This window comes from Enterobacter cloacae complex sp. SHL022 (assembly GCF_049237785.1).
GTDB lineage: Bacteria > Pseudomonadota > Gammaproteobacteria > Enterobacterales > Enterobacteriaceae > Enterobacter > Enterobacter hormaechei_C.
On record NZ_JBMKJH010000003.1, the window covers coordinates 338,563 to 351,686 of the forward strand.

Sequence of the window (13,124 nt, forward strand, 5' to 3'; positions counted from 1 at the left end):
AGGAGAGGGAAATCATGTTAGATCCCATTGGTGGTTTTCGCCGCATTCAGGACTTCTTCGTTTCATATATAGAAACTAACTTCCGCATCGCTGATCCTTCTGTTGCGACAGCGAGACGCGAGTTGCTTAACAGTAGTGGGGAGTTTGCCGCAGAGCCTTATATTGAACCTGTCTTACGGTATGAATCTTCAAATAAAACCCTCGAAGATCTGGCTGATATGGATGGTGGACCGCTGAATAGCCTGTCTCCTGAAGGTCGAAAGGCGTTTGTTGAACTAGCGTTGTCCGGCCTGTTCGATTCCAAGCCCGGCGATGCGGCTTGGCCGCGTCAGTCAGTTCATGCACCGTATAGCCACCAGACTCAAATGCTGGAGCGCGGCATTCGTCCCGGTTGCCCAAGCATTGTGACATCAGGAACAGGTTCGGGAAAAACGGAAAGCTTTATGTTGCCTATCCTGGCCGCATTATCGAATGAGGCCGTCCGTTGGGCCCGACCTGGCGGCGGCTATCTGCAAAACCGATGGTGGAATAGCTCAGAAACGAACTGGGTTTCTCGTCGCGAAGGCGAAGAACGCCCAGCTGCGGTCAGGGCACTGGTGCTTTATCCGATGAACGCTTTGGTTGAAGATCAAATGGCGCGTTTGCGTAAAACGCTGGATTCTGCTGACGCACGACAGGTTATGGAGGATCGTTTCGCCGGAAACAGGATCTTCTTCGGGCAATATACTAGCGCCACTCCGGTTACCGGCTACGCCAGCCATCCCCGTCTCTCCAAAATTAGTTCAGAAAAAAGCCGTCGCGTTCGTAATCTTGAGAAATTACGTAAGGCGTTGAACAGAATTGATAGTGATCAACAAGCAGCACGCGCATTCGACGAAAAAGAAAATCCTTCGGAAAAGACCCGATATATATTCCCTTCAGCGGACGGCGGAGAGATGGTTTCTCGCTGGGATATGCAGTCCGCCCCGCCTGATGTTCTCGTCACTAACGCCTCAATGCTGGGAGCAATGCTTTCGCGTGAAGTCGAAGACAAGATTTTTAGCGCTACGCATGACTGGCTCATGAACAATGATGACGCATACTTCTATCTGGTATTCGACGAATTGCATTTAATGCGAGGTTCCGCTGGCACAGAAACCGCTATGCTGATTAAGTCTTTGATTATTCGGCTCGGGCTGGATGATCCGAAACACCGCTACAAATTGCGTTTACTGGCATCTTCAGCATCGCTGCCGATGGATGGCGCGGATGGAGAGCAATCCCGGAAATACCTGCGTGATCTCTTTGCGCCCTTCGGCACTTGCTGCCATGCACTGGATCCCGGCAGCGATAAGCCGGATTTCTGGCATAACTGCGTCATTCAGGGAAAACCCTTCATACCTTTGAAGCCGTCAGGGAAAATCCCCGTGCGGCCTTTTGCCGCATTAATGCGCGCCGCCCTTGCAGACCAGGGCAATGTCGTCCGCAATCTGGATATGACGGAAGCTCTAAATCAGGCTTTACTTGATGTCTTCCAAGCTCTTGGCGTAAAAGAGCAAAATATCAAACAGGGCATAAAACAGGCAGCGGAAATCGCTGCTGCGTTATTGACAAACGCCTGTATTGAAAATGACGGCGAAATGCCACGGGCGATGCCGCCAGGACTTATCATCGATAAAGTCTTCTTGAAGGAGGAGCCAAGTAAACCGAGTGAGTCAGAACTGGCATTACGCGGATTAATGCTGACGCGCGCGCTGCCGGAGTCCGGGATAGATTGCGATAAGCCAACCAATGTTACACCAGCCTTTCGCGTGCATACTTTCGTTAGAAATATTGAAGGTTTCTTCGCTTCCGTATCATCGGGAGAGAGAAAGGCAAAATTCGCCGATTTTTGCCTTGAGCGAGGCTTGTCGCACGCGGCATCAACTCTAGACGGAAAACGCGGTCGCCGTCTGTTCGAAATGTTGTACTGCGAAGCGTGCGGCGAGTTACTGCTCGGTGGTCAGAAGGGACAAAATGAAGGCTCGACGGTAGAGCTATTGCCTTCAGCGACTAATCTGGAAAATCTTCCGGAACGCCCCGGCTCAGAATATTACGATGATATGACACTGGATGAGTTTGCGGTTTTCTGGCCTGTCGATATAGTTGATAAAAATCCAGCAGGCAGCGAAAAAGGTTGGGATGTATGGGAAAAGGCGACGCTTAATCCTGTTACCGGAATTGTGACTGTCGGACAAGACTCATCGGCGGCAAATGCCGATTCGGTTCGCGGATATCTCTATTTTCAGAAGCCGGCCCCGAGCAAAAAAGGCGAACCGGCGAAAAAACCTTCCGCGCAACCTTTTTGTTGCCCTAATTGCGGTATCGATTATTCCAGTCGACCAGCCAGCAATCGTTCCAGAACACCCATTCGCGCATTTCGTACTGGTGTGACTAAGTCATCCCAGCTGGTGGCGACAGAGTTATTTGAATTGCTACATGCGATCGGCGCGGAGGCCAAGAGTATTGTTTTTTCCGATAGTCGACAGGATGCAGCATCGATGGCGCTGGAAATCGAACGATTGCATTTACGCGACCTGCGAAGGGAAATTTTGGTCGCAGCCGCCAGAGAAATGCTCCGAGAGGCTGAAAGCGAGTATATTTCTGAAGACAGTATTAATGAAAAAATGGATTTAGCCCTACAAGCCAAAGACATGGATACGTTTGGTAAATTATATGAACTCAAAAAAAACCAAGCTGATATTGCTGACTTATGTAAGTACAGGCGAGTAAAAATTGATAAATTGCTGGAACCAGAAGGCGATTCTATCGGAAAAATATCGTCCGATTTGGCAGGACTGGGAATATCACCTTATAAATATCGCCCATGCTCTGATGGGGATGACAGCGACGTCTGGCACGCCAATTTTACAAAAGACAAGAACATCGTTAAATATCATGAGAAACTTTCTTCATCTGACCGATTGGTACTCAAAAAAAAGATATTTGATACCCAGTCCGAATTAATTGATGATGTCATTTTCGCCAACACCTTCTTCGCGCTGGAAGAGACGGGATTAGCATATCCGTGTGTTTCAGATAGAGAGGATACGAGCGAGCTCGATGCCTGGCTAAGGGTATTCGCTGGTGTTTATCGCGTCAAAGAAAATAAATATTTTGATCCCGAAAACTCTGTCGAATGGAAAACAGGGAAAGATGTTACCAAAGAAAAAGTAAAACGTATTGCTAAAGCTTTATTTGGTGAAAAAAATTATCTGGATAATTTAACACAAATCTTAGATCAATTCGCAACCCGAGGGCATTTAGCTGGTTTATTCAATATCGGTAAACTATTCCTCAAGGTAGCCAAACCAGGCGATCCTTATTGGCAATGCAGCAACTGTGAACGGATCCACTTACATTTAGGGTTTAAACGTTGTACCCGTTGCACGGAACTGCTTGATATCAAGCCCAGGGGTGTCGTTGAAACGCTATGGGAAGACAATTTTCTTGGCAAACGTATAGTGCGAGGCGAACGCGATGGCGTTAAACGCTTCCGGTTGAACGTCGAGGAGTTGACGGGACAGACAGATGATTTCTCCGATCGACTACGCAAATTCAAGGGGATCTTCGTCGATGAGATGAGCGAGCTTGAAAAACTTGATGCGGAAATCGATATGCTCGCCGTCACCACGACGATGGAGGTCGGTATTGATATAGGTTCGCTTCAGTCAGTTTATCAGGCCAACATGCCGCCCCAACGATTTAATTATCAGCAACGTGTCGGTCGTGCCGGACGGCGCGGCCAGGCATTTTCTTTTGTGATCACATTCTGTCGTGGACGTACTCACGATGCTTATTATTTTGCCCATCCTCATGCGATCACTGGCGATCCGCCCCCTCCGCCTTTCCTAGCGGTCGATCACGACGCTATTCCCAAAAGACTTTTGCGGAAAATCTGGCTTAAGAGCGCCTTTAACTATTTGCGCGAAGAATGTCACAAAAACAAAACGACTTTCCCTGGCGATAAGCTCGTTCCGCCTGATGTTCATGGCGAATATGTTTCAACGCATGATTACTACCATGATGATAAAGCGAACTGGGCCAAACTATTGTATCGCGCGCTAAAAGCAAATCAGGACATACGAGAACGCTTTATTGATGCAGCAACCTTTGATCCCGATCAGCGGCGACGCCTTTATTCCGAAATTAACGCCGAAAAAATAATTGAAGAAATTGGAAAACTAGGGCCTTCTGCGCCTGATGACAACACGGGACTTGCTCGCTTTCTGGCCGAGCGAGGTCTGTTGCCGATGTATGGAATGCCGACTCGGGTACGTAACCTTTATCTGGGGCTGCGCAAAACAAAAGGGCTAAATGGTCAGACTGAATACGAATGGTCAACAATGGACCGCGATCTTGATCTTGCGGTTTTTGAGTATGCTCCTGGTTCGGTATTAATTAAGGATAAAAAAAAGCATCAGGTGATCGGTTTCACAGGTAATTACCGAGAACCTCAACTTCGCGACAATCGAGTTTCTGATCTCTCAACTGCATGTTCATGGGATGAATCGAGCCACTACATTGCAACTTGCCAGTCATGCGGCTCCGCAAAACTTGAACAAAATAAACCTGTTAAAATGATTAATTGCGAGGATTGCGATACACCTATAAGTTCAGATGAATTCGAACTTTATATTACTCCTGCCGCTTTCCGTACGGATTTCGAGCCAAAAGATGACATGGACAGCTTCACTCGTATGTCGTTAAAAACTACGGCAACCGTATTGCATAAGGGTATCCCGGAAAATTGTGGACCTTTTAAAGTACGGCGCGGCGGCGTTACTATTTTGCGTCTTAATAATGGGCCGATTAACGGAGAGAAGGAAGGCGAACGTTTTACTGTTGATTTAGCGACGGACCAAAAGGCACCGATTCCATTAGCTACCTACTACTCGCCCATTAAAGGGGAGCAAGCGATTGATTCAAACTGGGCCGGATTACGCAATAACTTTAGATGGCGGTGTTCTGGCGAAAAGCAAAAGTTTGGACTTGTATCAAGCAAAGAGACTGAGTCGCTTCACCTAGAATTAATGCATTTTGATGCTCGCCTTAATCTGAATATGATCGCCAGATACGGCGAATATATGAATTTGCCTACACGCGCGGCGGCTGTTAGTGCAACACAGATATTGACGCATAAGGCTGCGCTCTATCTGGATGTTTCGCCAGATGAATTCGAAACGCTTGAGCCCCGACTACATCATGAGAAACCTATATTGCAAATCGCAGATGCGTTGATCAACGGTTCAGGGTTATGCCGACGGCTTGCCGAGCCAACCGTCGTTGGGGCCCCGCCTTTGATAGTCACATTATTACATGAGATTCTGGAGGATAAGCGCGCCTGGCCAATGGTTGATTTTCTTAAGAAGGATCATCCAGCTCAGTGTCAAACAGCCTGTTACAAGTGCATACAGCGCTATGGTAACCGCCGATATCACGGTTTACTTGACTGGCGTTTAGGAATGGCATATTTACGATCAATGGTTATGCCTGAATTTGCCTGCGGTTTGAACGATGATGACTGGAGTTATCCTGAAATGGTAGGGTGGCGAGACAGAGCATTTGAGCTGGCGGAAGACGTCGCGGCTTTAAGGCCAGGAACAATCAAATTATCAAAAGAGTACTCATTACCGGTTCTTACTGAAATTCAGGATGGAAAAGAGCTCTGGCGCGCAGCCGTTACGCATCCCCTTTGGCAATGGAGAGAACCTGAGCGAAACGCTCTGATTGACACCCTGGGACTAGCTGATGGAAGATCTTCGCTGCGATTCATCGATACATTTGAGCTGGAAAGGCGGCCATTGCGCGCGCTTGCCAATCTTAAACGGAATTAATGTGTCGCAATAATGCTGATAATTACTGGCTGATATTTTTTGCTGAATGCGCTTTCGGCTTTCGATACGAAAGCGCATTTACGCAATGACATGACATAGCAAGGTTTTATGATAGCTGCGATTACTCAAGTTCAACGAGGCTATGTGATATCCGGGATAAAAGGAAGAGATGCCTGTGCGGAACGAATTATCAGGAGTCTCGTCACTCATGCCGGATTTCGTTATCGTTTATGCGATCCGAGATCAACGGGTAAACGAGATTTAGTACTTTGGTGAAAATGTAAAGTTATCTTTGTGCATGGTTGTTTTTGGCATGGTCATGAGGAATGTCGGCGAAATAATATGCCAAAGTCAAACTAGGAATACTGGTTTGTTAAGTTGTGGAAAAACGAGGTCAGAGATGTTTTGCATTCATCAAAACTACATGAAATGGGCTGGAAGGTATTGGTGGTTTGAGAGAGCGGGATTAAAGAAACAGATATCCTTCTGGAAAAATTGAAAATATTCTTAGATAAATGATCGACAGAACTAATTCTACTAAAACGTTGCGCATTAATATAGATAAATGGTATTTTTGTAGAAACCTTCACATAAGATCAATTTGATGCATATTTTTGATAATAACGGCACCGAACTGAACGCAGAGTGCTCAGTCGATGAAGAGGATGGAGTTTATGGACTAATCCTTGAGTCTTGGGGACCAGCGCACAGAAACAAAGACTACAATATTGCCCTAGATTGTATCATTGAGCGACTGATTGATTCTAATATTGAAAATGTCGTTGTGTACCTTGCCTCATCGACAGCCAGAAAACATATGCCGTCCATAGCTCAAAGAAAAATCCATCCTGATGAGTACTTCCCTTTAGTGGGTAGTAGTACTCAGGATATTCGCAAAGTAATGTGTAGTTATCAGGCTCATTTCAGTCGTACAGGTAGAAAAGAAGTTCCTTCCGGTAACAGGACTAAACGAATAATAATAAGTGTTCCCCAAGTCAATAATGACAAATTTTGGGAACCTATAATACATGGAGAATCATCAGAACTCTTTCAACCAACAGTTGACGATAGTGTTCTGAATACAAGAGTTAGTAGATTAATAAAAAAAAATTTGAACGAGCCCAAAGGATGTAAAGCACCAGAGGCGGTAGAGCGACTTCAAAAGGCCTATATTAGAGATCCTATGGTGAAAGCATGGATCTTGCAGCAGAGTAAAGGTATTTGTGAAAACTGTGGTTCAAAGGCACCATTTTATTTAAATGATGGTAGTCCGTATCTTGAAGTACATCACGTGATACCTCTATCTTCAGCAGGTGCTGATACCATAAGCAACAGTGTTGCCCTTTGTCCTAATTGCCATAGAGCCTTACATTACAGTCACAATGCAAAAGAACTAATTGAGGCACTTTACATTAATATCGATAGGTTACAGAAGTGACAGAGTCCTTAACCCAGTACAGTACTAAATCATAGGCCTACATCTTTCTGGATATTTAGGAAAAATACAGCTGGAGCATGTCATTTAATGATGAATGATTAGCTCACTATCATAATGAGTAAACTCATCAGAGGAAAATATGCTTTGGTTAGATACAAATGGAAATATCACTTGATAGAAAATATATCTTGAGTGCATAAAGACTTAAGCCAAGTATAACTTGGCAGATAAACAGGAAGATGTAAAACAAGATTTATAAAATATATTTCATTAATAAAATCACGCTTGCCTTTCAAGAGAAACACCAATATCTGAAGCCATTTTTTGTATGATTTTCCATTCTAACGGCCATTCCTTCTGTAAAATATTTTTGCGTCTTTTAATCAGCCAATATACGAAAATGATAATACTCTGTTCATAGAAACTGCTTTTAGTTTTACCATCACGGATCAATGATTCCAGCTCTGGCATATCTTCAACAAATTTATATAAATTTCTTATAATGTCATCGTCAAGGACTTTTTTGAAGGTATCCAATATTAATATAGCTGATTTCTGATTGTTAGGCTTTTCTTTTATCAAGGTCATGTAAAGTTGGTCGAGAGTTTTCTGAGCTCCTGTATAGGCATCAGGTGAATTATTTAGGGCTTTCGCAACCGAACAAAAAAAATCATCAGTTGTTTCAATTAATGCCATACTTCTTGCTACCGTTCTATGTATATCAGGTTCAACGATAGTTTTAGCTTTATAAATAGCGTCATGCGTCAATTCTGCATAAGCATGCTGCAATAGAGTTCTCACCTGTATTTCACAAGGAATGCCTTCCTCAATGAATACTCCATTATGATCAAATGAACGTTTTGCTGTCACGATAAAATGGACAGATTGATATGTAAAGATTAACGGCGTATTTAGCCGTTCTTCGTCGTAATGCCTTGATGTCTTATAAATCCATTTATCACTTCTTTTTATTACATCGCATACATCATCTATATCTGATGTAAGCAATACAACAAATCTAACACCAACTTTATCCTCAATTTCCTTATAAGGGTCTTCATATGACTTTTCACGTCTATGAAAGGCTTTATCGATTAGAGATTCTTTTTCTTTAACTCTTGGAGTTGCTGGCTGTTTCAAAAAGCTTTTAAGATTGCGGCATTTGTTATCTACGAGTTCCGTACATATGCTGGAAACGACAAAATCCCCCCATGCTCTATACATAGGCTCCTCTTGGTTCCAGCGTTGCAAAAACTCTGATTCATTCATGATGTTATTCTTGAAGTATTATTTTATCTTTAATAAGAATAGTTGTCCATTCTGCAGGTTTTCCATCCTTATCTAGATCACCCGTGGCAGATTCAATAACTACATGATTCTTAAAAACTTCTGCTGGAGCCGTGATTTTTATGTTTTTGCTAAAATTTAGCTTTCTTGTTTTTAATTTACTTTCGATATGTTCATTATCCCTTGTAAATGATGTCTGCGGAATTCCACATTCGCTTGCATATTCAAGATAAATGTCTTTAACCTCATCGTCGAAAAATCTATCTGCATATTCTCTTGCTGAAATAACATCAGATTTTTCATGCTTTAAATAAGTAACTAATGCATTTTTCAAGTCATTTCTTTTTTCTGAGCTTATATCAAGTTCATTTAGAAAATCACTGGTTTTCTCATAGAAATTTTTTGTTGTGCGTGCACTTGTTTCAGGATATCCACAGCCTAAAAAATGTTGATAAAAATACTGAGCCGCAGCTTTACCATCAGCTTTACTTATTTGATAATCAGAGATCATAATATCCCATGATTTGTTCAAATCATCTTTTTCAGTAATATTAGTTGATTGAAAAAAACCTGCTGTCTTATAGAGTTTTGTTGAAGGTGTAAGAAGTATTTCCTCAACAAATTTTAAAGAAATATTACCAGTATTTGAATCAATAATTTTCTCGTATGCACTGTATATGTCAGCTTTAATTATTCCGATGAATTTTCTTTTATTTACACCATAGTCACCTGTAAATATAACAACAATGCCTCCGGGTATGGCTCTTCTTGTTTGGGCATCAGCTAACTTTTTTGCAATATTATAAGTTTCATCGATGTATTCATCACCTTCTTTACCAAATAAATTGGTTGCTATAAAAGGCACATATCCTTCGCCGTGTTCTATAATTTTCATCTTGACGGCTTTTGATCCATCACCTAAAGCGTCTATTACCCGAGATTTAAAGCCCTGCAAGGCCTCTTCATCAAATTTTATAAAAGACGAACCACGTGTAGGCTCAACTTTTAAACCTTCTTCATCTCGCTGGTGAACTTGATGTATAATTATTTTATCGATGTTCAACTTACTAATATTCATTGTGGTGTAGTTCCATCATTTTTATAGACTGAAAGATTGGTTTTACTTTCAATATATTCCCTATTGATATTACTCCATTCTTGACTATCTTTTTCCCAAATAGCTTTATATTCATTAAAAAGTTCATCTACATCAAGTTGATTTATATCTAATTTTATTTTTAAATAATTAACTTTGTTTTTTAGTTGATACATCGATAATAATGTAGCTTTTTGTCTAAACCATAATTTTTGATAATCAAATCTTGCAGTCCAGCCACTTGCCAATGTAAGCGCAGCGCTAAAAATAAGCGCAATGTTTTTTTGCGTTTTCTCATATCCGACAAAGTCAAAGGCCAATATCAATGTTGTTGTCGTACTGAAAAGTAGAGATATAAAGAAAAAGAACTTCAATTTTCTTTTATTACTCTTAGCCTTGATTTTTATTATTTCAATACTTTTATCTATTTCCTCTAATAAAAATCGCAAAGAAGTTTCTTTTGGCAATTATTTCACCTGAAATATTTCATAAGTAATATCATTTTAACACACCAACTGGTAGGAGCTCATACCAGTTGGTGTGTGGCATGGCTACCGCACTCAATACACTTGTACTCATGCATTGAGTTGCCCAGCTCAGCGAATCGTGGATTTTTTAAAAACTATAAATCATAAATGGCGGAAAATCGAGCATTCATATCAAAGCATATTCTCAAATATAAGAGAATAAAATCGTATAGATCAAGAAATTAGAAATGCTCGCTTTTGAAACCAGCATCGGGATGTAACTTCTACAAATCTCCCCCTACCACTGCATCATTTCACTTCTTTCATCCAGATATTGTACATGGCTTTAAGTACTACGAATTTAATTCTTATCCGCATGCGCTGGCTGTATTTCAATCCACGCCAAGTTAAAATGCTCTTCATGGGTAGTGGAAACCATGTCCTGTAACCCCCAGCAAGTCTATCCGCTGATTAACGCTTTCCCTTGAAATCAAATGCGCTAATCATTTTTTCCTTATTCGTATCTAAATAATCAGCCCACCACTGCAACATCAGCCTACGCTCGTCCAGATGCTCTGCTTTATGAATGTATGCTGCACGTACAGAGTTGCGCTCCATATGACTCATCTGCCTTTCGACAGCATCCCTGGACCACAGCCCTGATTCAATCAACGAGCTACATGCCATAGTCCTGAAACCATGCCCACAAACCTCTACCTTAGTGTCATACCCCATCAAGCGCAGCGCCTTGTTTACCGTGTTTTCACTCATCGGTTTACGAGGGTTGTGATCTCCAACAAAAACAAAATCGCGCTCGCCACTAAGCTTGTGAACCTGTTTGAGGATTGCTAGAGCCTGGTGAGACAATGGCACCAGATGAGGTGTGCGCATTTTAGAACCACGTTGAGAGTGCTTCACTCCTGCGATAGCTTCTCGTTCTGCCGGTATCGTCCACATTGCCGTATCGAAATCGATCTCAGACCAGCGGGCAAAGCGCAATTCACTGGAACGAATGAAGATTAACAAGGTGAGCTCAACAGCCAAGCGGGTCAAAGGGCGTCCCGTGTAACCGTCAATTCGGCGGAGCAGTTCAGGTAGGCGTTTCAGCTCAAGTGCAGGGCGATGGACACGGTTACTGGAAGCAACTGCACCGGCCATCTCTTGGGCTGGGTTGTAATCAATCAAGCCACTTTGGACGGCATACCGCATGATGGCGGTTGTTCGCTGCTGGAGACGAGAAGCAATTTCAAGGCGGCCTGTTGCTTCTACAACTTTAATAGGTGCAAGCAGGTCGCGAGTTTTTAGCTCTTCGATACTGCGTTTGCCAATTGCGGAGAACAGATTATCTTCCAGGCTTTTCAGCACCCGTCTGCTATGTTCTTCTGACCATTTTTTATTAGTGGCATGCCACTCTCTGGCAACTGACTCGAAGGTAATAGCCTCTTTCGCCTGTTCTTCTTTCACAACACGTTTATGCTCGCGAGGATCGATTCCTGCAGCAACAAGCCTTCTGGCCTCTTCTCTTTTTTGACGAGCATCAGCCAAGGATGTTTCGGGATAAACACCAAACGCCATCAGGTGTTGCTTACCGCCAAAGCGAAAGCGGAACCGCCAGTATTTTGAGCCGTTGGGGTGAATCAGCAAAAACATGCCATCCCCATCAACTAGGGTGTACTCCTTTTCCTGCGGTTTTGCAGAACGCACTTTGATATCTGTCAGAGCCATAACAGTTCTCCTTCCATGTGCCGCTGTGAGTATACAACCATTATCGAACCAGCATATATACTCGGTTCTATACTCACAAGCGACTTGATGTGGGTTGACTCAGATTGACTTCTGTTGAAAGGAAAATCGCGAAAAACCTTGTGTGGCGCGGATTTCATGCACAAAAAAAGACGTCCGTTGACGTCTATTGATGTTCCGATGGTGCGAAGGCCGGACTCAAAACGCACCATAATTAATTGATACAAAAGGATTTAATATTACAAACTCAAAAATATGCCCCTTTTTGTGCCCCCAGACATTTTGTTGCCATTGTATGGATAACGAGTTAAAGCATGTACCTTTTATGGATAGTTATTCTTAACCGGTTAGGTTCCGTCATACGGATCCTTACCAGAACAAAACTTAACAATCCATTAAGTTAAAAGCCGCCCTGATATAACTCTCTTCAGGTTTGAATCGTGACATGTGTCGCACGCAGATAACCGGGATCTTTCTACTGTTAAGATTGGCCATAAACGCGAAAGTAGTGTGGTAGCCTTTCGGCTGAGAAAATTTGAGAGTAGTTGCATCGCCAAAGTGCTTTAGCAACAAACTCGCGGCTGAGAGTGACTGTAGACTGTTGCTATATGCAACGATCAAATCTGGTTCGCTCAAATGGGCTGTTACATGCTCAAAAAATGCCATTGAGTTTGCTTCGATTTCATTCATTGTAGTGTGGTGACAAGCTGCCTCTTTTCTCAGGGTTGCAGCATTCTGAGAACACATCATTAATGCGTTGGTATAAATAACATCCTCCCAGCTATAACCGAGACAAGAAGGTATTTGCTGGAGTCTTTTAGCAAGATGAGTGATCCCCCATTTTCCTTGTATCCCTTCTTGGATACCTGAAATAAAAGGATGTTCATAATCTTGCAGAATAGACTGGCGGTTAGTCATACACGAATCAGCTAACGAGCCATTAAAGCCCATCATAATCAGCCTTTTTCTCGATGGCGTTGCAGCCAAGAGGCCAAAAGCGCAGTCATAAGGTCGACCAGGCAAATCAGCCAAGTCAAAGCGGGAGAGTCCTTCTAGAATGAAATCTCTGGTCTTATCCATTGTTTAAATTTTCTCATGAAGTTGCAAAGCAATATCATATGCAAAAAAAGTTTTTTTGCATTTAACTGTTCACACTGTTCACCTCCTAATTTTTCTTTTTAATATCATAATTATAGATGGTGATCAGTTGGTGAAGAGTGAACAGTCAACTCTTCACC

General features: G+C 42.7%; 7 protein-coding genes and 1 pseudogene. 3 read left to right on the forward strand and 5 right to left on the reverse strand.

The annotated features are described in order from the left end of the window. Nucleotides 1–14 precede the first annotated feature (14 nt). The 3 genes and pseudogenes from ACOTZD_RS08480 (at nucleotide 15) to ACOTZD_RS08490 (ending at nucleotide 7,293) form a co-directional block, all read left to right on the forward strand. The gene (locus ACOTZD_RS08480) at nucleotides 15–5,855 is read left to right on the forward strand and encodes a DEAD/DEAH box helicase (protein ID WP_174402471.1); all 5,841 of its coding nucleotides are present in this window, start codon (nucleotides 15–17) and stop codon (nucleotides 5,853–5,855) included. Between the two features lie 108 nt (nucleotides 5,856–5,963). Then, nucleotides 5,964–6,215 (forward strand): annotated as a pseudogene (locus ACOTZD_RS08485) (hypothetical protein). Nucleotides 6,216–6,459: 244 nt separating this feature from the next. After that, complete coding sequence (locus ACOTZD_RS08490; protein WP_174402472.1) at nucleotides 6,460–7,293, forward strand: HNH endonuclease; 834 nt, start codon at nucleotides 6,460–6,462, stop codon at nucleotides 7,291–7,293. A gap of 279 nt (nucleotides 7,294–7,572) precedes the next feature. On the opposite strand, the gene ACOTZD_RS08495 is transcribed toward ACOTZD_RS08490, so the two are convergent. The 5 genes from ACOTZD_RS08495 to ACOTZD_RS08515 form a co-directional block, all read right to left on the reverse strand. After that, nucleotides 7,573–8,562 carry a GTP pyrophosphokinase gene (locus ACOTZD_RS08495; protein ID WP_117103307.1) on the reverse strand — a complete coding sequence of 330 codons (990 nt, stop codon included), beginning with the start codon at nucleotides 8,560–8,562 and terminating at the stop codon, nucleotides 7,573–7,575. Nucleotides 8,563–8,566: 4 nt separating this feature from the next. Further along, a complete protein-coding gene (locus tag ACOTZD_RS08500; protein WP_117137782.1) occupies nucleotides 8,567–9,658 on the reverse strand; it encodes a nucleoid-associated protein in 1,092 nt (363 codons plus the stop codon). Beyond that, entirely contained in the window at nucleotides 9,655–10,143 is a 489-nt protein-coding gene (locus tag ACOTZD_RS08505) for an SLATT domain-containing protein (protein WP_117103305.1), read from the reverse strand. The genes ACOTZD_RS08500 and ACOTZD_RS08505 overlap by 4 nt, the downstream gene beginning before the upstream one ends. A 471-nt stretch (nucleotides 10,144–10,614) precedes the next feature. Then, on the reverse strand, nucleotides 10,615–11,868 hold the full coding sequence (locus ACOTZD_RS08510) for a tyrosine-type recombinase/integrase (RefSeq protein ID WP_117103304.1): 1,254 nt from the start codon (nucleotides 11,866–11,868) through the stop codon (nucleotides 10,615–10,617). Between the two features lie 402 nt (nucleotides 11,869–12,270). Further along, a complete protein-coding gene (locus tag ACOTZD_RS08515; RefSeq protein WP_126497761.1) occupies nucleotides 12,271–12,966 on the reverse strand; it encodes a hypothetical protein in 696 nt (231 codons plus the stop codon). Between the last annotated feature and the right edge of the window lie 158 nt (nucleotides 12,967–13,124).